The sequence below is a fragment of the Catenulispora pinisilvae genome (assembly GCF_015356865.1).
Classification (GTDB): Bacteria; Actinomycetota; Actinomycetes; order Streptomycetales; family Catenulisporaceae; genus Catenulispora; species Catenulispora pinisilvae.
Window position 1 is genome coordinate 35,582 of the sequence record NZ_JAAFZA010000047.1, and the last position, 20,221, is coordinate 55,802.

19 protein-coding genes and 1 pseudogene are annotated in these 20,221 nt (G+C 69.2%); 11 read left to right on the top strand and 9 right to left on the bottom strand.

What is annotated here, in order from left to right; translation table 11 throughout:
- Positions 1 to 112 precede the first annotated feature (112 nt).
- Positions 113 to 1,042 (bottom strand): LysR family transcriptional regulator, encoded by a 930-nt coding sequence (locus IZR01_RS15590; protein ID WP_194924280.1) that lies wholly within the window; start codon positions 1,040 to 1,042, stop codon positions 113 to 115.
- Between the two features lie 92 nt (positions 1,043 to 1,134).
- Here IZR01_RS15590 and IZR01_RS15595 point away from each other — a divergent pair, with 92 nt between their 5' ends.
- Positions 1,135 to 1,878: an SDR family oxidoreductase gene (locus IZR01_RS15595; protein WP_194895069.1), complete on the top strand. Its 744-nt coding sequence runs from the start codon at positions 1,135 to 1,137 to the stop codon at positions 1,876 to 1,878.
- 68 nt (positions 1,879 to 1,946) lie between these two features.
- Here the strand turns inward: IZR01_RS15595 and IZR01_RS15600 are convergent, their stop codons facing one another.
- The gene (locus IZR01_RS15600) at positions 1,947 to 2,990 is read right to left on the bottom strand and encodes an alpha/beta fold hydrolase (protein WP_228559554.1); all 1,044 of its coding nucleotides are present in this window, start codon (positions 2,988 to 2,990) and stop codon (positions 1,947 to 1,949) included.
- 147 nt (positions 2,991 to 3,137) lie between these two features.
- Between IZR01_RS15600 and IZR01_RS15605 the strand changes: the two genes are divergently transcribed.
- Positions 3,138 to 3,644 (top strand): hypothetical protein, encoded by a 507-nt coding sequence (locus IZR01_RS15605; protein WP_194924281.1) that lies wholly within the window; start codon positions 3,138 to 3,140, stop codon positions 3,642 to 3,644.
- Positions 3,645 to 3,698: 54 nt separating this feature from the next.
- Here IZR01_RS15605 and IZR01_RS15610 read toward each other — a convergent pair whose 3' ends face one another.
- Positions 3,699 to 4,658: a phosphoribosylaminoimidazolesuccinocarboxamide synthase gene (locus IZR01_RS15610; protein ID WP_228559569.1), complete on the bottom strand. Its 960-nt coding sequence runs from the start codon at positions 4,656 to 4,658 to the stop codon at positions 3,699 to 3,701.
- Positions 4,659 to 4,826: 168 nt separating this feature from the next.
- Here IZR01_RS15610 and IZR01_RS15615 point away from each other — a divergent pair, with 168 nt between their 5' ends.
- Positions 4,827 to 5,369: a GNAT family N-acetyltransferase gene (locus tag IZR01_RS15615; RefSeq protein ID WP_194924283.1), complete on the top strand. Its 543-nt coding sequence runs from the start codon at positions 4,827 to 4,829 to the stop codon at positions 5,367 to 5,369.
- A 34-nt stretch (positions 5,370 to 5,403) separates the two neighbouring features.
- Here the strand turns inward: IZR01_RS15615 and IZR01_RS15620 are convergent, their stop codons facing one another.
- Positions 5,404 to 6,366: an acetylxylan esterase gene (locus IZR01_RS15620; protein ID WP_194924284.1), complete on the bottom strand. Its 963-nt coding sequence runs from the start codon at positions 6,364 to 6,366 to the stop codon at positions 5,404 to 5,406.
- A 471-nt stretch (positions 6,367 to 6,837) separates the two neighbouring features.
- Between IZR01_RS15620 and yicI the strand changes: the two genes are divergently transcribed.
- From yicI to IZR01_RS15640, 4 genes are all read left to right on the top strand, one after another.
- Positions 6,838 to 9,105 carry an alpha-xylosidase gene (gene yicI / locus IZR01_RS15625; RefSeq protein WP_194924285.1) on the top strand — a complete coding sequence of 756 codons (2,268 nt, stop codon included), beginning with the start codon at positions 6,838 to 6,840 and terminating at the stop codon, positions 9,103 to 9,105.
- 145 nt (positions 9,106 to 9,250) lie between these two features.
- Positions 9,251 to 10,954, top strand: coding sequence for a type 2 periplasmic-binding domain-containing protein (locus IZR01_RS15630; protein ID WP_194924286.1), 1,704 nt, complete (start codon positions 9,251 to 9,253; stop codon positions 10,952 to 10,954).
- A gap of 43 nt (positions 10,955 to 10,997) precedes the next feature.
- A complete protein-coding gene (locus IZR01_RS15635) occupies positions 10,998 to 12,035 on the top strand; it encodes an ABC transporter permease (protein ID WP_323746557.1) in 1,038 nt (345 codons plus the stop codon).
- Positions 12,032 to 12,979 (top strand): carbohydrate ABC transporter permease, encoded by a 948-nt coding sequence (locus IZR01_RS15640; protein ID WP_194897365.1) that lies wholly within the window; start codon positions 12,032 to 12,034, stop codon positions 12,977 to 12,979. Before IZR01_RS15635 ends, IZR01_RS15640 begins: the two co-directional genes overlap by 4 nt.
- On the opposite strand, the gene IZR01_RS15645 is transcribed toward IZR01_RS15640, so the two are convergent.
- Complete coding sequence (locus IZR01_RS15645; RefSeq protein ID WP_194924287.1) at positions 12,969 to 13,133, bottom strand: hypothetical protein; 165 nt, start codon at positions 13,131 to 13,133, stop codon at positions 12,969 to 12,971. The two genes, IZR01_RS15640 and IZR01_RS15645, sit on opposite strands and share 11 nt — an antisense overlap.
- A 38-nt stretch (positions 13,134 to 13,171) precedes the next feature.
- Between IZR01_RS15645 and IZR01_RS15650 the strand changes: the two genes are divergently transcribed.
- Positions 13,172 to 14,179, top strand: a complete 1,008-nt coding sequence (locus IZR01_RS15650; RefSeq protein ID WP_194897371.1) for a LacI family DNA-binding transcriptional regulator — start codon at positions 13,172 to 13,174, stop codon at positions 14,177 to 14,179.
- 69 nt (positions 14,180 to 14,248) lie between these two features.
- Here IZR01_RS15650 and IZR01_RS15655 read toward each other — a convergent pair whose 3' ends face one another.
- Both IZR01_RS15655 and IZR01_RS15660 read right to left on the bottom strand, forming a co-directional pair.
- Positions 14,249 to 14,995, bottom strand: coding sequence for a phosphotransferase family protein (locus tag IZR01_RS15655; RefSeq protein ID WP_194924288.1), 747 nt, complete (start codon positions 14,993 to 14,995; stop codon positions 14,249 to 14,251).
- Positions 14,996 to 15,070: 75 nt separating this feature from the next.
- Positions 15,071 to 15,835 carry a GntR family transcriptional regulator gene (locus IZR01_RS15660; protein ID WP_194897367.1) on the bottom strand — a complete coding sequence of 255 codons (765 nt, stop codon included), beginning with the start codon at positions 15,833 to 15,835 and terminating at the stop codon, positions 15,071 to 15,073.
- 53 nt (positions 15,836 to 15,888) lie between these two features.
- Here IZR01_RS15660 and deoC point away from each other — a divergent pair, with 53 nt between their 5' ends.
- The 3 genes from deoC to IZR01_RS52370 are packed head-to-tail and all read left to right on the top strand — an operon-like array spanning position 15,889 to position 17,239.
- Entirely contained in the window at positions 15,889 to 16,620 is a 732-nt protein-coding gene (deoC, locus tag IZR01_RS15665) for a deoxyribose-phosphate aldolase (RefSeq protein WP_194924289.1), read from the top strand.
- A 57-nt stretch (positions 16,621 to 16,677) separates the two neighbouring features.
- Positions 16,678 to 17,076, top strand: a complete 399-nt coding sequence (locus IZR01_RS15670; protein WP_228555479.1) for a hypothetical protein — start codon at positions 16,678 to 16,680, stop codon at positions 17,074 to 17,076.
- A 40-nt stretch (positions 17,077 to 17,116) separates the two neighbouring features.
- Positions 17,117 to 17,239, top strand: coding sequence for a hypothetical protein (locus IZR01_RS52370; protein WP_267254823.1), 123 nt, complete (start codon positions 17,117 to 17,119; stop codon positions 17,237 to 17,239).
- Between the two features lie 330 nt (positions 17,240 to 17,569).
- Here IZR01_RS52370 and IZR01_RS15675 read toward each other — a convergent pair whose 3' ends face one another.
- Positions 17,570 to 18,238 (bottom strand): Type 1 glutamine amidotransferase-like domain-containing protein, encoded by a 669-nt coding sequence (locus IZR01_RS15675; RefSeq protein WP_194924290.1) that lies wholly within the window; start codon positions 18,236 to 18,238, stop codon positions 17,570 to 17,572.
- 441 nt (positions 18,239 to 18,679) lie between these two features.
- Positions 18,680 to 20,221, bottom strand: a pseudogene (locus tag IZR01_RS15680) (BTAD domain-containing putative transcriptional regulator); the annotation flags it as partial.

Genomic DNA, 20,221 nt, shown 5'->3' on the forward strand with positions numbered 1-20,221 from the left:
AACCATTTCCTGCATAGCGTGTCGGTTCTCGCCTAGCGCACCGTAATCCCGTGTACATGGAGGAACAGAACCAGACCAACAGCGCCGTCGGAGCTCAAAGTCGCGTCGGAGCTCAAAGCCCCATCGGGTCCCGGAGCGTCTGCGCCGCGACCCGATGGAACGCGTCCGCCAGCACCGAGTCATCGTCGGCGTGCGTCACGGCCACCACCCGGCACGGCTCGATGCCGGTGACCGGAACCGTCACCACCTCGCTCCGTAAAGCGATGCGTCGATCCCCGGCCGGCAGAATCGCGACGGCGTCCCCGCTCGCGACCAGTTCGAGCTTGTCCTCGTAACCGTCCTCGGCGCTCGGCGGCACGATCGGCCCGGCCGCGCTCCGACTCACACCCCAGATCGTCGGCGTGTGTTCGCACGCGACCAGGTCTTCGTCGACGAGATCGGCGACGGCGATCGTGTCCTTGCCGGCCAGCCGATGCCCCGCCGGCAGCACCGCCACCCGCGGCTCGTCGTAGAGCACTGTCACGCGCAGCCGGTCAGCAGTCATCGGCCCTGGTGTTGGCCCTGGCATCGGTGCTGGCGCGGGTGTCGGCGCCGCTGCTGGCATCGGCAATGGCAAGCGGGTCACCAGCGCGTCCACCCGGCGCTCGGACAGCGCGTCCAGCTCGCGCCAGTCCAGATGCCGGGTGCGGATCAGGGCGCCGGGATGCAGCCGACGCAGCTCCCGGACCGCCGGGGTGATCACGAGGTCGCCCAGGTGCCCGATCACGATCGTGCCGGCGGGTGCGGTTCGAGCCGCAGACAGGCCGCGTTCCGCTGTGCGCAGCAGGGTTTGCGCGTAGGGCAGGAACTCCTGACCGGCCCGCGTCAGGCTGACACCCTGTGGCGTGCGGTCGAACAGGCGCGCGCCGACCTGGTGCTCCAGCCGCTGCATCTGCCGGCTCAGCGCGGGCTGGGCGACGTGCAGCGCGCCGGCCGCCTTGCCGAGCCCGCCGTGCTCGGCCACGACGGTGAAGTACCGCACCAGCCGCAGGTCCAGATCCACCCGACCAGCGTACGTCGGTCATGCCGGGGCCGCATGACCCCATCCTGAACAGGTCTTGGACGGTCCCCGGGGGCGTGCCGTTGACTCGAATCATGAACGAATACGCAGACAAGAACGTGGTCATCACCGGCGGCAGCAGCGGCTTCGGCCTGGCCACCGCGCAGCTGTTGGCGGCCGGGGGAGCGCGGGTGATGATCACCGGGCGGCGGCCCGAAGCACTCGCCGCCGCCCGGGAACAGCTCGGGGACAACGCGGTGACGGTGGCCGGGGACGTCGCCGACGGGAACGATCTCGACGTGCTCGCCGACCGGGCGAAGGCGGAGTTCGGGACGCTGGACGCGGTGTTCGTGAACGCCGGCATCACCCGGTTCGTGCCGTTCGAGGCGGCGACCGAGGCCGTGCATGACGAGTTGTTCGCGACGAACGTCAAGGGCGCGTACTTCACCGTGCAGAAGCTCGCGCCGCTGCTGCGCCCGGGCGGCGGCGTGGTGCTGACCACCTCGGTCGCGAACGTCAAGGGGCTGGAGATGATCAGCATCTATTCCGCCACCAAGGCCGCGGTGCGTTCCCTGACCCGCAGCATGGCCCGTGAGCTGCTGCCGCGGGGGATCCGGGTCAACGCCATCAGTCCCGGGCCGATCGCCACCGGCATCCTGGGCAAGGTGCTGCCGGAGGCGGCTCGGGCGGAGGTGGAGGAGCAGATGCGGGTGAACAACCCGATGCTGCGCTTCGGTGAGCCCATGGAGATCGCCAAGGCCTTCGCTTTCCTGGCCTTCGACGCCACGTACACGACCGGTGCTGAGCTCGTGGTGGATGGCGGCGCTTCGCAGCTGTGAGCACTTGCCGGCGGTGGGGCGGTCGCTGTCGCAGGCACCGCCGCCGCAGGCGCTCTCGTCGTCGCTGGTCAGTCGGCGAGGGTGGTGAGTGTGGCGAGCCAGTCTATGATCAGCTTGTTGACTTCGTCGGGCCGCTCCTGCTGGAGCCAATGGCCGACGCCGTCCAGGATGTGCGTCGCGCGCAGGGCGGGGAGCGTCGTGGGGAACGCCTCGATCGCCCCGGCCAGCCAGGTCATCGAGGCGTCCCTCGCGCCACCGATGAACAGCGACGGCTGCGGGATCGGCGCGCCGTCCACGGGGGCCAGGTCCTCCCAGTCGCGGTCCATCGCGCGGTAGCGGTTGAGCGCGCCGGTCGTGCCGGTGCGCTCGAACTCCGCGGCGTAGACGTCGAGGTCGGCTTCGGTCAGCCAAGACGGGATGCGGTCGGCGGGGAACCGGTCGCGGAGTCGGCCGCCGTCTCGGGGCACGAAGTACGGGGACGGCGCGTCGGGAGCGGGCATGGTGTCAGCGGACAGGGCGGCGTAGAAGCCGGCAAGCCAGCCACGGACGTCGGGTTCGATCTCCCCCTCGGCGCGGCCCGGCTCCTGGAAGTAGCTGACGTAGAACTCTTCATCACCGCCCATCTGCGCGAAGATCTCGCTCGGCCGCGGACCGCCGCGCGGGGCATAGGGGACGCTCAGCAACCCCACCGCACGGAACACGTCAGGCCGCAGCAGCGCGGTGTTCGCCGCGATGGTCGCACCCCAGTCGTGCCCGACCACGACCGCGCGGCGCTCGCCGAGCGCCGCCACCACCGCGGCGTTGTCCTCGACCAACTCGACCATGCGGTACGCCGCCGGGTCCGCAGGCTTCGACGACCGGCCGTAGCCGATGACGTCGAGCGCCACGGCCCGGTACCCGGCCTCGGCCAGCGCCGGCAACTGGCGTCGCCAGGAGTACCAGCCTTCTGGGAAGCCGTGGATCAGCAGGACGAGCGGCCCGGTGCCTTGCTCGACCAGGTGGATGCGCCGGCCCGCAGGTGTGGTGATGGTCCGGTGGCGCTGGGCTGGCTGGTCGGGGTGGTCGGGCTGGCCGTGTTCGTCGTGCTCGTCGTGGCGCGAGCTGGTCATCATGCTGCCTCCTGAACGACTCGGAACGCCGTGCTCCCCGTACCATGGCGATCATGCGCGCCCCGCCCGCGCCCCGCCAAACACCCTTGCCGTTCCGGCAAAGCCTCAGCTCCACCCCAGCCCCAGCCGACACCGCGCGATCGGAGCCCCATGACCGACCCGGAATTCACCGAGGCACTGGAGACGATCCTGCACGACCTGCGTGCCCAGCACGCGGTGCTGCCGAAGGTACGCGTGGACGCCGCGGATGAGACCATGCTCTACGCACCAGACGGCTCCGGCCAGGGCCTCATCTGGCTCGGCGGCCCCGGCCCGGACCCCCTGGCCAACCTCGCGGACCAGGTGCAGGAATGGGCGGTCGAAGCACTCTGGACGGCAGGCGAGCCGGCCGTCTGGCCCCACTGCCCGATCCACCCGAACACGCACCCGCTGACGGCTACGGTCGAGGCCGGCACCGCGGTATGGGCTTGCCGGACGAGCGGGGCGACGGTCGCGGCGATCGGGGAGTTGGGGAGCACGGAGCTGGCGCGCGGAGAGCTGCCGAACGGAGAGCTGCCGAGCGGAGAGCTGCCGAGCGGCATGCCGTCGATGCCGCCCCATCCCCGCCCTGCCCCGCGCCCGAAAACCACTCGCCGCCGCCACCGCCCGCGCGGATAATCGCCGGCCTGGCGCCGGTGATCCTCCACCGCCCCTGATCGCGGGCCACGGTGCCTAGAAGTGCTCGGGGAACTCCCGCGCCAGCGCCTCGCGGATGCGGGCGCGGACTGAGAGCGCCGGGTCTGGGCGCTCGAAGGTCTGGCCGGTCACCCGCTCAAAGAGCGCGATGTACTTGTCGCTGAACTCGATGACGGTGTCGTCCGGGATCGTCGGTATCGGCTCGGTGTAGGGGTCGCATTGGCTGGTGATCCAGAGCCGAAGGAACTCCTTGTCCAGGCTGTCCGGCTCCTCGCCGGCCGCGAACCGCTCCTCGTAGGAGTCCGCGATCCAGTAGCGGCTGGAGTCGGGGGTGTGGATCTCGTCGGCGATGACCACGGTCCCGTTCTCGTCGAGACCGAACTCGTACTTGGTGTCCACCAGGATCAGGCCCTTCTCCGCCGCGACCTGCTGGCCGCGGGCGAACAGCGCCAGGCTCTTGCGCGCCATCTCGTGCCACTGCTCGGTCGTGACGAGCTGGGTGCTGAGGATCTCGGCCTCGGTGGTCGGCGCGTCGTGACCGCCCTCTGCCGGCTTCGTCGTCGGTGTGATGATCGGCTCGGGGAGGGATTGGTTCTTCTTCATCCCCTCGGGGAAGCGGTGACCATAGAGCACTCGCTCGCCGCGGGCGTACATCGGCCACGGGCTGGTGTTGGTGGACCCGGTGAGGTAGGCGCGGACGACCATCTCCAGAGGCAACATGTCGAGGTCCTTCACCAGGACCACGTTGGGGTCGGGGTAGGACAGCACGTGGTTGGGGCACACGTCCGCGGTGACGTCGAACCAGTACCGCGCGGTCTGGGTGAGCACCTGGCCCTTGTGCGGGATATCGGCCAGAACGCGGTCGAACGCGGACTGCCGGTCGGTCGAGATCAGCAGCCGGCGTCGACCGGGCAACTGGTAGGCATCGCGTACCTTGTTGCGATAGAACCCGGGCACGCCATCGAACTCGGCATCGGTCAAGCAGTGAGCGATCATACGGGCGTGGTCGGTGGAGTCTGCCATCGGGCTGCCTTCGGGTAAGCGGTCTGTCGGTCTGTCGGTCCGTCGATCATGCTACTGACGCTTTCGGGTTGAAGTCGGGCTGGGAGTGCTGATGTCATAACGGAGTTGCCTGCACGCGCAAGATCGCGTTGGGTGTCCTGCGTGACCGAACTTCGCACCGAACGCCTCCTGCTGCGCCGCTGGCAGCAATCAGATCTCGAACCCTGGGCGGCGATGAACGCCGACCCGCTGGTCCGGGAGCACCTGGGCGAGGTGATGACACGGGAGCAGAGCGATGAGTCGGTCGCGCGCTTCCAGGAGGAGTTCGACGCGCGCGGCTACGGCTGGTTCGCGGTCGAGGTGGGCCAGACCGGCGAGTTCATCGGCTTCGCCGGTCTGGACGAGGTGGACGAGGAGATGCCGTTCGACGGTGTCGAGATCGGCTGGCGGCTGGCCCGGGCGGCCTGGGGCCACGGCTACGCCACCGAGGCCGCCCGGGCCGTCCTGGCGTTCGGCTTCGACGCCTTGGACTTGCCGGAGATCCTGGCGCTGACGACCGTCGGCAACGTTCGCTCCCAAGCGGTGATGCGGCGCCTCGGCATGACCCACGATCCGCGCGACGACTTCGACGACCCGACGGTGCCCGAGGGTCCGCTGCGCGCGGGTGTGGTCTACCGCATCAGAAAGCCTGCGGCGGCGGAGTAGAGGCAAGCCCCGCCGCTCAGACAATTTCCGCCCCTCAGACAAGCCCCGCCGCGAACGCGAGCGCCCGCGAAACCTGATGCGCCCCGCCGCCCTCGTGCCCGTTGTACGGATACACCTCGATCTCCTTCGGCCCGGCGTAGTGGTTGAACGAGGCGAAGACCGTTGAGGGCGGGCACACGTCGTCCATCAGCGCCACCGAGTACAGGGCCGGGGCGGTGGCGCGCGCCGCGAAGTTGACGCCGTCGACGTGGGCGATGGTGTCGAAGATCTGCTCCACCTTGTCGCGGTGGACCTTGCAGAACTCTGCGATCTCCTTGTACGGGTACCCGTCGGTGCTCTCCGTCGCGTGCCGGATGTGCTGCATGAACGGCACGTCGGTGAGGACGCCCGTCAGGTCGCCGACCAGTCCGGCGGCGGCCAGCGCGGTGCCGCCGCCCTGGCTGCCGCCGGCGACCAGGACGCGGGTCGGGTCCACGGCCGGGTGTGTTCGGGCCGCCTCGATCGCGCGGACGGCGTCGGTGTACAGGCGCCGGTAGTAGTACGTGTCGGGGTCCAGGACGCCGCGGGTGGTGAAGCCGGGGAACGAGGGGCCGGTCGGGCCGTCGTCCGGGGTGTCGCCGGTCTGCCAGGCGCCGCCCTGGCCGCGGGTGTCCATGATCAGGTGCGCGTAGCCGGCGCTGGACCACAGCAGGCGTTCGTGGGGGAGGCCTCGGCCGCCGCCGTAGCCGACGTACTCGACGATGGCCGGCAGGGGTCCGGTGGCGGTGGCGGGGCGGAGCAGCCAGCCCTTGACCGGCTGTCCGGCGAAGCCGCTGAAGGTGACGTCTTCGACCGCGATCGTGCTCAGGCCGGTGTCGACGGATTCGAAGCGGGCGTCGAGGGGGAATTCGCGGGCGGCGGCAAGGGTCGCGGTCCAGAACGCGTCGAAATCGGCGGGATCGGTGCGGTCCGGACGGTAGTCGCGGAGCTCTGTCAGGGGCATGTCGACGAAGGCCATGATCGAGAACCGTAGTGTCGAACGGTTTCGCTGTCATCGTCGCGGTTGTCGTGGACGTCGCTGTTCTCGCCGCGGGCCGTCGCCGGACCACCGCCGGACCACCGCCGGACCACCGCCGGACCACCGCCGGACCACCGCCGGACCACCGCCGGACCACCGCCGGACCACCGCCGGACCACCGCCGGACCACCGCCGGACCACCGCCGGACCATTGCCGACCATCGTCGCGACCCCCGTGCACGGCCTTTCGGCACGCTTTGGCCACTGTCCGCCCACTTGCCCGCCCACAAAGTTTCCTCCAGGTGTTGTTCTGCGCATCGCCCTGCCCCTACGATGACGAACCATCGAAGCGCTTCGACGATCACCACGAGGGCTGACGGCAAGGAAGCCGTGGTGTCGGCGCTGGACATCGAAGCGCTTCGCTCAGGAGCTCACGAGCGCGAGCCAAGCCCGAAGACCCAAGGGGGTCCTGTGAAGTTCACCGACGGCTACTGGATGATGCGGCCCGGCGTCCAGGCGGCGTATCCCGCCCGGGTGCTGGACGGCGACATCGGTCCGGACACGCTGGTCGTCCACGCCCCCTGCTACACCTTCCACGGCCGCGACGACCTGCTGCGCGGCCCGGCGCTGACGGTGGCCTTCGGCGCGCCGCTGCCGGACGTGCTGCGGGTCACCGTGACGCACTTCGCCGGCCAGGACCGCAAGCCGGATTTCGTGCTGGCCGAAGGCGACGGCGCCGCGCCGGTGATCACCGAGGACGACGCGGCGCTGACCTTCACCTCCGGCGCGCTGACCGCCCGGATCGGCAAGGGCCCGCGCTGGAGCCTGGACTTCCTGGCCGAGGGCCGGCGGCTGACCGGCAGCGGAACCAAGGCGATGGCCGCGATCGACACCCCCGACGGCGGCCACTACGTCCGCGAACAGCTGGACCTGGCGATCGACGCCTTCGTCTACGGCCTCGGCGAGCGCTTCGGCCCGCTGGTGAAGAACGGCCAGTCCGTGGACAGCTGGAACGCCGACGGCGGCACGGCCAGCGAGCAGGCGTACAAGAACGTCCCCTTCTTCCTCACCAACGCCGGCTACGGGGTCTTCGTCAACCACCCCGGCCGGGTGTCGTTCGAGCTGGCCTCCGAATCGGTGGCCCGGGCCCAGTTCAGCGTCGAGGGCCAGCAGTTGGAGTACTTCCTCATATACGGGCCCACACCGCGGGAGATCCTGCGCAAGTACACCGCGCTGACCGGTCGGCCGCCGCGGGTCCCGGCCTGGTCCTACGGCCTGTGGCTGTCGACGTCGTTCACCACCGACTACGACGAGGAGACCGTCGGCGCCTTCATCGACGAGATGGTGCGGCGCGATCTGCCGCTGTCGGTGTTCCACTTCGACACGTTCTGGATGCGCGAGTACAACTGGTGTGACTTCGAGTGGGACCGGCGCACGTTCCCGGACCCGCGCGGGATGCTGGCCCGGCTGAAGGCCCGCGGCCTGCGGATCTGCGTATGGATCAACCCTTACATAGCCCAGCGCTCGCCGTTGTTCGCCGAGGCCAGGGCCGCCGGGTATCTGCTGAAGCGGGCCAACGGCGACGTCTGGCAGTGGGACCTGTGGCAGCCGGGGCTGGCGGTCGTCGACTTCACGAACCCCGAGGCCCGCCAGTGGTACGCCGCCAAGCTGGACGCGCTGGTCGAGATGGGCGTCGACTGCTTCAAGTCGGACTTCGGCGAGCGCATCCCCACCGACGTGGTCTACGCCGACGGCTCCGACCCCGAGCGCGTGCACAACCTCTACGCCTACTACTACAACCAGACCGTTTTCGAGTTGCTGCGCAAGCGGCGCGGCGACGGCGAGGCGCTGGTGTTCGCCCGGTCGGCCACCGTCGGGTCGCAGCAGTTCCCGGTGCACTGGGGCGGGGACTGCGCCTCGACGTTCGAGGCGATGGCCGAGAGCCTGCGCGGCGGGCTGTCGCTGGGCCTGTCCGGCTTCGGCTTCTGGAGCCACGACATCGGCGGCTTCGAGGGCACGCCGGATCCGGCGGTGTTCAAGCGCTGGATCGCGTTCGGCCTGCTGTCCTCGCACAGCCGGCTGCACGGCCACGAGTCCTACCGGGTCCCGTGGCTGTTCGACGAGGAGGCCGTGGACGTCCTGCGGCACTTCACCAAGCTCAAGGCCCGGCTGATGCCCTACCTGCTCCAGAGCGCGGAGCAGGCGGTCGGCGACGGTCTGCCGGTGCTGCGGGCGATGGTGTTGGAGTTCCCCGATGATCCGGCCTGCACACACCTGGAGCGGCAGTACATGCTCGGCGACGACCTGCTGGTCGCTCCGGTGTTCACGGCTGAGGGAGACGTGCGGTACTACGTGCCGGAGGGCACGTGGACCCACCTGCTGACCGGTCAGAAGGTGGTCGGGCCGCGCTGGGCGGCCGAGCGGCACGGGTTCGACAGCGTCCCGCTGCTGGCCCGGCCCGGCTCGGTCATCGCGGTCGGCGCGCACGACGGCGGGCCCGAATACGACTACGCCGACGGCGTCACGCTGCACGTGTTCGAACTCCAGGACGGCGCCGAGGTCTCCACGGCGGTGCCGGCCGCGGACGGTTCGGTGTTGGCGACGTTCACCACGACCAGGACCGGCCGGACGATCCGCGTCACCTGCTCCGGCGGCGCGCGGAACTGGGGGGTTCAGGTGGCCGGGCTCGACGAGGTGCGGGCCGACGGCGACACCGTGGTGCTGACCCTGGAGGCATGAGGCTCGACAGGCGTGGGGCCCGACAGGCGTGGGGCCCGACAGGCGTGAGGCCCGACAAGTGTGAGGTCTGACAGGCGTGAGGTCAGACAGTCCGCAGGTGCATGTACATCCACTTCGATATACATCCGTTTCGATGGAGGGTTCCATGGCGAGTTCGAATACCTTCACCTTCACCCGCCGCCAGGTCTTCAAGACCTCCGTGGCCTTCGGCGGGGCGATAGCCGCCGCGCCGCTGTTGTCCGCCTGCGGTGCCGGCTCGACCGCGTCGAAGAGCAGCGGCGTCGTGGCCAAGGCGGCGGTGCAGGCGGTCCTGCCGACCTACAAGCCGAGCAACGCGGTGACGGCCGACATCCCCGGGGTCCCCGGGGCGAACGGCGCCGCCAGCGACCCGGCGTTCCTGACGTATCCGGCCAGCCCGCCGGCGTCGGTGACCGGTGCGGTCGGCTCCGGCGGCAGCTACCAGGCGGTCTCGCCGCTGTGGGGTTCGGTCCCGCCGGCGGGCAACAGCTACTACACGGCCCTGAACCAGGCCCTCGGCGCCACGCTGACCGACAACCCGGCGGACGGCACCACCTACGCCACGATGCTGGCCACCCGCTTCGCCTCCGGCAACATCCCGGACTGGCTGGCCGTGCCGGGCTGGAACGTCTCCTCGATCCAGAACTTCGCTGAGGGCGTCGACAAGTTCTTCAAGGACCTGACACCGTACCTGGCCGGAGACAAGATCCTCGACTACCCGAACCTGGCGGCCATCCCGACCGGCGGCTGGCAGGCCGGGGTGTGGAACGGCAAGCTCTACGGCATCCCGCTGTGGACCTCGGCCGCGGCCGTCCAAGGCGCGCTGTTCTACCGCGCGGACATCTTCAAGGCCGCCGGCATCGACCCCTCGACCGTCACCTCCGCCGATCAGCTCAAGGCGGTCGGCAAGCAGGTCAACGCCCCGTCGAAGGGCCAGTACGCCTTCGAGGACCTGACCAAGTACCTGTACCAGGTCTTCAACATCCCGCAGAACAACGGCAACACCGGATGGACCCGGGACAGCACCGGCAAGCTGGTCAACGGCTACGAGGTGCCGGAGTTCCTGGAGCTGCTGAACTTCGAGAACTCCCTGGCCAAGGGCGGGCTGATCCACCCCGACGCGCTGGCCGGGGACTCCTCGAAGGCCAAGAACCGGTTCTGGGCCGGCAAGACCGTGATCACCGGGGACGGTACCGGGGCGTGGAACAAGAGCGACGCGCAGAGCGGTGTCGCGGCCAGCCCGAACTACGAGCGCCAGGCGTTCAAGGTCTTCGCCTTCGACGGCGGCAAGGCGACGATGCCGCTGTACCCGGGCGCCGGCATGAGCTCCTACCTGAGCAAGAGCCTGTCCGACGCCAAGGTCAAGGAACTGCTGCGGATCGCCGACTACCTCGCCGCGCCGTTCGGCAGCGCGGAGTACCTGATCGCCCGGTACGGCAAGGTCGGCGTCGACTACACGATGACCGCCGGCGCGCCGATCCTCACCGACGAGGGCAACAAGGTGGTCACCGACGTCTTCGACCAGCTGGCGAACTGCCAGGCGGTGACGTTCAACGCCGGCTACAACCAGATGACCAAGGACTACGCGGCCTGGCAGGCCGACATGGTCCAGCACGCCACCAAGCCGATGTTCTATTCGATGAACGTCAGCGAGCCGGCCCAGACCGCCAAGGCCAGCACGGCGCTGGAGGCGGTGATCACCGACGTGCGGATGGGGCGCAAGGGCGTGTCCGACTACCAGTCGGCGCTGAGCACGTGGCAGAACAACGGCGGCAACCAGCTGCGGACTTTCTACGAAGGCATTGCCAAGCAGTACGGCACGGGTAATTAAGGTCAGGCGCGTTGAGGCACACGGGAGAGTAGGAGACAGGGCGGTGGCTTCGATAACGACCCAGGAGGCGACGGCAGAACCGGCCCCGCGACGGCGCCGCTTCGGCCGGCCCCGGCGCCAGGGGCCCCCGGCCCCGCCGCGGCCCCGGCTAAGCTTCCGGATCCGGCTGCGCAGGGACAAGTCCCTGCTGCTGATGACGGTCCCCGCCCTGCTGCTGCTCCTGCTGTTCAACTACCTGCCGATGGCCGGCATCATCGTGGCCTTCGAGCACTACGACATCTACCAGGGCCTGATCCACAGCAACTTCGTCGGCCTGGACGAGTTCCGCCAGCTGGTCGCCAACCCCGACTTCTGGCACGCCTTCGAGAACACCCTGGTGATCAGCTTCGTCCAGCTGATCCTGTACTTCCCGGTCCCGATCGCGCTGGCGCTGATGGTGAACACCGTCTTGAGCACGAAGGTCCGCGGCTTCATCCAGGCCGTGGTGTACCTGCCGCACTTCTTCTCCTACGTCCTGGTGATCACCATCTTCCAGGAGTTCCTGGGCGGCGCGGGGGTACTGAACGTCTTCCTGAACAAGCACGGGATCTCGTCGTGGAACATCATGACCGACCCGGGCACGTTCAAGTACCTGGTGACCGCGCAGGCGGTGTGGAAGGAAGCCGGCTGGGGCCTGATCGTGTTCCTGGCCGCGCTGGCCGCGATCGACCAGTCCCTGTACGAGGCGGCGGCGGTGGACGGCGCGGGACGCTGGCGCCGGATGCGGCACATCACGATGCCGGGGCTGCGCGGCATCGTGATCCTGATGTTGGTGCTGCGGCTGGGCAACGCGCTCAGCGTCGGCTTCGAACAGATGCTGATCCAGCGCCAGGCCGTCGGCGCCGGAGCCGCGGACGTCCTGGACACCTACTCCTATATCTACGGGATCGGCGGCGGCTTCGGCTCGTCCACCACGATGGGCGCCGACTACAGCTACGGCGCCGCCGCCGGGCTGTTCAAGGCCGTGCTGTCGCTGATCTTGATCCTGGGCGCCAACAGACTCGCGCACGCTTTCGGTGAGGACGGGTTGTACCGCAAATGAGCTCATTGACTCAATCCCCGCGCGCCGCGACCACCGCGCCGCGCAAGCGTGCCAAGGGCCGCCAGGTCTGGGAGGAGAGGCCGACCCGGATCGGCCAGTTCAGCAAGGGCACGGTGCTGACCGTGGTCTGCGCGCTGGTCATCGTGCCGGTGTGGGCGGTGGTGCTGACCAGCTTCTCCACCAAAGGCTCGATCAACTCCGCCGGCGGCCTGGTCCTGATCCCGCACGGGCTGAGCCTGCAGAACTACCAGCTGATCTTCTCCGGCGGGACGGTCTCCCAGGCGGTGTACGTCAGCTTGTTCGTGACGCTGATCGGCACGGCCCTGTCGATGGTCGTCAGCGTCCTGTGCGCCTACGGCCTGTCCCGGCCCCGCTCGCTCGGCCAGCGCCCGCTGCTGATGATGCTGATCGTCACCATGTTCTTCAACGGCGGCCTGATCCCCACCTTCCTGGTGGTCAGCGACCTCAAGCTGTACGGCAGCCTGTGGGCGATGATCCTGCCCTCGGCGGTGAACGTCTTCAACATCCTCATCATCCGCTCGTTCTTCCAGAACACCGCCGCGGAGATGATCGAGGCCGCCCGCCTGGACGGCGCCAACGAGTGGCGGCTGCTGTGGTCGGTGGTGATCCCCACCTCGCGGCCGGTCCTGGCGGTCATGACGATGTTCTACGCGGTCACCTACTGGGGCACGTTCTTCAACGCGCTGCTGTACGAACCCGACAGCCGCAAGTGGCCGCTGGCGATGGTCATCTACGAGTACACCTACTCCGGCAACCAGATGCCGGGGATGGGGACCACCGGGATCGGCGGACTCCAGCAGGCTTCGCAGCTGGGCTTGCAGATGTGCGTGGTGTCGCTGTCGCTGGTGCCGATCGTCGTCCTGACGCCGTTCGTGCAGAAGCACTTCGCGAAGGGGATGCTGACCGGGGCGATCAAGGGCTGAGCCGCATCTCCGCGCGGGCCCGGACGGCGCGGCCGGGCTCGAAGCGGCTGAACTTGGAGCTGCCGGACTCGAAACTGCTGGACTCGAAGCTGCTGGACTCGAACTGCCCGGCTATGGCGCCCTGCTCCGCGACAGCGCGCCGGACAGTCCACAATGACAGGCATGACCGATCAGAAGGGCCAGGGGCCGAGGATGGCGACACTCGCCGAAGTGGCGAAGCACGCGGGAGTCTCGCCGAGCACGGTCTCCTACGTCCTGAGCGGCAAACGCTCGATCTCGGACTCGACGCGGGTGCGGGTGCAGGCCGCGATCGACGCGCTCGGGTACCACCCGAACGCCGGGGCGCGGGCGCTGGCCAGCAGCAAGTCGCACATCGTGGCGCTGGTCGTGCCGCTGCGCACCGATCTGTACGTGCCGGTGATGATGCAGATCGCGATCGCGGTCACCACCACTGCCCGGCAGTACGGGCACGACGTGCTGCTGATCACCAACGACGAGGGGCCGGACGGGGTGCGGCGGGTGGCCGGCAGCGGCCTGGCCGACGGCGTGATCCTGATGGACGTGGAGTTGGAGGACGAGCGGGTCGAGGTGCTGCGCGCCCAGGGCACCCGGGCCTCGCTGATCGGGCTGCCCGCCGACCCGGCCGGGTTGTCCTGCGTGGATCTGGACTTCGCCGCGGCGGGCGCGACGGCCGCGGACCACCTGGCCGATCTCGGCCACCGCGAGATCGCCTTCATCGGCCAGAGCGAGGGCGTCTACCGCCGGCACACCGGCTTCGCCGAGCGCACGCTGGCCGGGTTCCAGGAGCGGTGTCGCCAGCGGGGGCTGCGTGCGGTGCACCGGCCCTGCGACGCCTCGTTCGAGGGCGCGGCCGGCGTGCTGGCCCGCATCTTCGAGGACCGCCCCGACACCACGGGGCTGGTGGTCCAGAACGAGGCGATGATCGCACCGCTGCTGGGGCTGCTGCGGTCTTCGGGCCGGACGGTCCCGGAGGAGGTGTCGATAGTGGCGATCGGGCCGGACGAGCCGGTGGCGTTGCAGACCTCGCCGCGGTTGACGACGATCCCGGTTCCGGCGCAGGAGCTGGGACGGCAGGCGGTGGAGATGCTGCTGGGGCCGGATGCCGGGATGTCCGGGGTGACGCTGCTGCCGCCCACGTTGGCGGTGCGGGAGAGTACGGCTCCGGCGCCAGGGGTCTGATACGGCGTCGGATCGCGGAGGCTTATCGCGTCAGATCACGGCGTCGAATTATCGCGTCACATCACCGCGTCACATCAGAGACCTGAGCACGTCGACCTCACAACCGGGCAGGAACGGGTCGAAGCCGTGCTCGGTCAGCCACCGGATCACCACCAGGCTGCGATGCGCCCACCAGCCCCGGATCACGTCGAGATCGACGTCACCGCCGTAACCGGCCAGCAGGTCCCCGACCCGCTCCTGCTGCCCGAGCGTCAACGTGGCCAGGTCGTACAACGCGTCCCCGCACGCCGCCTCGGACCAGTCGATGATCCCGGTGACCCGGTCGCCGTCGACGAACACGTGGGCGATCTGCAGATCGCCGTGCACGAACGCCGGCTTCCACGGCCGCAGCGCCGCCTCGGCGACCAGTCGGCCGCGCGTGACCACGCCGGCGGGGAGCACGTCGTTCGCGAGCAGCCAGTCGCACTCGGTCTCCAGCTCCGCTGAAAGCTTGTCGAGGCTGGGACCGGGCCACGGCGGCAGCGGCGCCTCGTGCAGCGCGCGGATGGCGGCCCCGGCCGCACCCCAGGCCGCGGCCGACGCCGCCGACGGCTCGCCCAACCGCCCCAACGCCGTCCCGGACACCGCGGCCAGCGCCAGCACCGGCGGCTTACGCCACAGCACCTCCGGCGTCGGGACCGGCACCAGGGCCATCGCCTCGACCTCCACGTCGGCGCGCGCCTGATCCGCGTCGACCTTCAGGAACACCTCGCCGACCCGCAGGGTCGTGCGCTCGGTATGGGCGACGATCACTTCGACCTCTTGCACGCCGGCCATTATCGCGGGTCGGAGCGCGGATATCGCGGGGTTTAGCGCAGGTGGATCACTCCGCGCGGGTGTCAGCTTCGGGCATCAGCCCGCTTGGACGGCGAAGTCGACTTTGAGCGCGTAGCGGTCCGCGACGTAGGAACTGACGGTGTACTCCAACGGGTCGCCGTGCTGGTCGACGATGGACCGGGTCTCGACGAGCATCGGGGTGGTCGGGGCGACGCCGAGTTCGCGGGCGTCGTCGCCGGCGGTGCGGGCGGTGAGGATCGAGGAGCCCAGGGTCGGGTTCAGACCCAGGCGGCGGAGTGCGTGGTGGAGCGAGCCGGTCTCCAGGTCGGCGGTCAACAGAGTGCTGAGGGTGGGAGTCGCGGGGAAGGTCGCGTGCTCCAGGGCGATCGGGGTGTCGTCGAACAGGCGGACGCGGGTGATGGCGAGGACTCGGGGCGGCGCGGGGCGCGGGGCTGTCACCGACGCCAAGCCTGAGGCTGCCGGGTCGCTGACCTGGTAGAGGGCTGCGATCTCGGGCGGCTCGGCGTCACGCACAGTGGCTTCCAGGACCCGGGAACGCGGGGTCTTGCCCGCGGCACGCGCCTGGTCGTGAAAGCTCAGCAGGATGCCGACCGGCCGCGCCGCCGCGCCCTTGCGCACGAAACTGCCGCGCCCCGGCACCCGCTCCAACATCCCGTCGCGCTCCAAGCCGGCCAACGCGGCGCGCACCGTCATCCGCGAAACCCCGAACTCCTCCGCGAGCTGCGGCTCGGAGGGGAACGGATCGCCGTCGTCCGCGGTGGTGAGGCGGCGGCGGAGCTGCTTCTCGATGCGCTCGTAGAGGGGCTGTGATGCGGCCATGGCGATAAGTGTATAGGCTGTCTAGACAGTTGTCTCGCTGAAGGAGAACCACCATGGCCATAGCTTCGATCGAGGTCCCGCGCTGGGACGGCCCGCTGCCGACCCGCGAGGAGGTGGCGAAGATGATCGACCACTCGTTGCTGCGTCCCGAACTCACTCCCGCGGACGTCCAGGCCGGCTTGACCACGGCGCTCGCCTACAGCACGGCCTCGGTATGCGTCCGGCCGACCGACGTGGAGGCAGCGTCCGCCGCCCTGCGCGGCACCCCGGTCGCCGTCGGCACGGTAGTGGCCTTCCCGCACGGCAGCGGCACCACGCCGACGAAGGTCTTCGAGGCCACCGAACTGATCGCCCTCGGCGCCGACGAGATCGACATGGTCATCGACATCGGCCGCCTCCGCGCCGGCGACACGACGTTCACGCAGGACGAGATCGCGGCGGTGGTCGAAGCGGCGGCCGGCCGCCCGGTGAAGGTGATCTTCGAGAACTCCTACCTGACGCAGGAGCAGAAGGTCGCGGGCTACCGCGCGGCCGAGGCGGCCGGCGCGGCTTTCGTGAAGACCAGCACAGGCTTCGCCGCCGGCGGGGCAACGGCGCAGGACATCGCCCTGATGCGGCGCACCGTATCGGCCGCGGTGCAGGTCAAGGCAGCCGGCGGTGTCCGGACCCTGGACGCGTTGCTGGAACTCAACCGCCTGGGCGCCACCCGCTTCGGCGCCACCGCCACCGCGGCGATCCTCGATGATGTGGAGGAGCGGCGTCGTCGGTTGTTGGACGTCAGATAACTGGCCCCAAACTTCCATAGGAATAGCCACGAAACCCAAAACCGCCGACTAGGCACCATGGACACCCACGACGGGCTTCGGCGCGTGCCCTTCAAGGAGACGAACATGGGGATTGAGCTCGAACTGCACTCCGAGCGACCGGCGTGGACCGAGTGGGAAACCTGGGAAACATCCAGAGCCACGGTCCTTCAAGGGTCGTACGAGCACGGCAAAGCGTTGGCGCAGGTGCTGGCGGCCCTACTCGGGAGCAACAGGACGGGCAGGCTCTGCTCGGTAACGCCCTTCGACGACACGTTGTTCACCGAGCACGACGCAGAAGCTGCCCTTCTGGAGGTCCCCGGCCTATTGCCGCTGTGCCTGAATGCGTCGCAGACGGCGGCCGTTCACGATCTCGCGAGGTTGTTGGCCGCCTGTGCGGCGATGCCGGGCAGCTACCTGTGGTTCATGGGGGATTAGGCAGGGATCAGCTGTCAGCGGACTCTGCAAGCATTCAGCAATGAGCTACGACATGGCGGTATGGGAGGGCGAGCGCCCGCCTGGCGACGTGGAAGCCGGCGAGGTTTTCGCTGAGCACGGCCTGGTGTGTTTCGACGTCCAGTGGGACGGGATGCGGCCCTAGCTGCTTTGATCGCGCGCAAGCCCTCAGCCGGAGGCGGCCGTGCCAACCGTGCCAACCTGGTTGCGGGCCGATCTGCGGGCCCAGGCCGATGCCGTCGCGGATCAGGTCGGAGCGCTCGTCGGTCAGGACGGAGTCGACGTGAATCCCGGGATGGCGGTCCTGGAACTCGAAGATCGGCCGGCACAGGTGCATGACGCCGAAGAATGTGGGGTGTCCGCGAATCCTCCGGCGCCCGCGAATCCCCGGGTGTCCCAGAATCCCTGGGTGCGCGCGGCTCAGCGAGCCTCTGCGTGCTGACGCGCCGCTCGGTGCGTCACTCAGTGCGCCGTGTCAGGGGTGAAACCGCCACCGGCCCTCGGAGATCACGTCCACCCTGTCGTCGCTGACGCGAATAGCCGTCTGGTCGTCGATGAAGTAGATCGGGAAGTCCGCCCGCGCGGCGATGCGATCGGCCCAGGCGTCGTCCCGCTCCGGGAAGTCCGGCGAGTACAGGTGCGGCTTGAGATACCAGTCGAACAGGCCGAACGGCGGCTGCACGGTCGTCGCGCCGAGCACGTGCAGGTCTGCGGCGTCCCCGATGACGTCAGCGGAGTGTTCCGTGAGGTTCCCGCTGAAGATCATCGATCCGGCGCTCACGCCCACGTAGACCCGGCTCTCCAGTGCTTCCAGGAAGTCGGCGGCCAGGTCGTTGCCGATGATGCTGCGCGCGAGGTGGTAGTGGTTGCCGCCCTCGGCATAGATGACGTCGGCGTGCAGCAGCCGGTCGAGCACCATCTGTCGAGGCAGGCCGTTCAGCTCCAGGATGTCGAACTCCCGCCAACCGAGGCCGTGCAGCCGGTTCATGTCCTCCACGAACCAGCCGTGGTCTCCGGGCTCGGCGACGGATGCGGTGGGAATGTACACGATGTTCGCCGCCTCGAACGGCTTGCCCAGCAGGTCCCGCAGCGCCTGCCGCAGTGTCTCGTTGCGCAGACCGCTCGATGTCAACAGCAGCTTCATCAGGCGAGCCAATATGACTGGAGGCTCGAAGGTCAACCGCGATGAGCCGGAATAGGGCTCGGGGTATGCGGTGTCTCCGCGACTATGCCTAAGATAACTGGCCCTCAACTTCTTCTAGATAAATAGTCCCGATACGCGTCACACGAACTCTAGGGAGCCGCCTTCGGCGGCACTCAACTAATACAACCAGCCAGTTTGCGTGGGCTGGAATCGCTGGTGGCTTGCCGACAGGGGAGTGGCCGGTGGGCGAAAGCAAGCGTGCTGACTCTGACGGCTGCGGAAGTCGCGGTCGCTACCTCGGCGGCCTTCAGTGGTCTTGGTGGCTTCGCTGGTCTCAGTGGTCTCGGCGACGACTTGCCGACCTCAGCGGGCCCGGGCCGACCATGGCAGCGAGTTGAGGCCGTGAACATTGAAGCCGTGAACCAGGACTCTGGCGTGGCTTCAGCCCTCGCTCACTTCGTCGAAGCCTCGCGGAGCACTGGGCTCGATGCCGAGGTGGTCGGCCATGGCGACCAGTCCCTCCTGCCGGGCCATCGCGCGCCCGAGGGCGAACGTCGCGTCGTACTCCTCGTTCCCGAGTTGCGCGCGTACGCTCTGCCCAACGTCCGCACGGTCCGGGTCGCCGAGGTCGGTGCCGCCGCGCAGGGCGTCGGCTGTGCCGAGGAATCGGGCCGCGCCGTGGGAGTCGCCGGTCGCGTCGGCGTAGGTGGCGATGCCGATGGCGATGCGGGACAGGACCGGCATGTCGTGGGCTGCGGTTCCGAGGGCGTACGCCTCGTGGAGTGCTTGCTTCGCCTTGGTCCGCTCGTCATCGGCGGCACCGGCGTCTTCCGTGCGATCCGCGGCATCCGCGGCATCCGCGGCATCCGTCTCACCGGCGTCCGAGCTGGTGCCGGCCAAGTACAGCAGCGCCTTCGTCACTTCCCGCAGCGCCAGCAGCTGTGGCGGCCCTTGCCATTGTCCGCGCGTGATCTCGTATGACTCCCGCAGGTTCTGCCACGCCGTGTCCGTGTCCCCTTCGTAGCGGGCGATGTCGGCCAGGCCGATGTACGCCAGCAGCATCGCCGGGTGGGAGCGGTTCTGGCGGGCCGATTCCAGGATCGAGTTCACCAGGGCCTTGGCTTCGTCCTGGTTGCCGATGCGGGCCAGGGCGGTGGCGCGCATCATCTGGATCTGTGCGGCGTCGTCGGCGGCGTTGATCTCGTGGAGCAGGGTCAGTGCCTCGTCCTGTAGCTGCATGGCGTGGGTGGTGTCGCCGTCGGCCATGGCCATGCCGGCGAGTACCGACAAGGTGGCGGACAGGCCCCAGCGTTCGCCGATCTCGGCGAAGCGGCGGCGGGCTTCTTCCAGGTCGCGGCGTTGGGTGGCGAGGTCGCCGCTGTTCTCGGCGGCCATGCCGCGCATCAGGTGCAGCATGCCGCGGACCCAGGGGTCGGGGTGGTTCTCGTGGACGGCGACGGCGGCGACGACCGCGGGCAGGTCGTCGGTGATGATCGGGATGGTGCAGGCGGCGATGGCCAGCAGCGGGTTGTCATACGGCAGGCCGGGGTCGTCGACGACGGTGGCCAGGGCGTCGGTGATGTCGCTGAGCTCGGTCCAGTCCTGGGCGCTGAACAGGCCGCTGAGAGCGTGCAGGATGGTGACGACGGCGTGGGCCTCGGCGGGTGAGTCGCCGTCGACGGACAGGGCGAGGGCGAGCCAGACGCGGCCTTCGGCGGTCTGGCCGATGATGGACCAGTACCAGGCCAGGGCGGCGGCGAGGCGGATCGCGGTGTCGGCCTCGCCGCTGTCGGCGGCGAAGCGCAGGGCGGCCAGGATGTTGTCGTGGTCGGCGTCCAGGCGGGCGAGCCAGGTGAGTTGTTCGCGGCGGCGCAGGTGGGGCTCGGCTTGTTCGGCGAGGTCGCGGAAGTAGCGGGCGTGGGCGCGGCGGACGTCGGCGATGGTGCCGGCCTCGGTGAGGCGTTCGATGCCGTATTCGCGCAG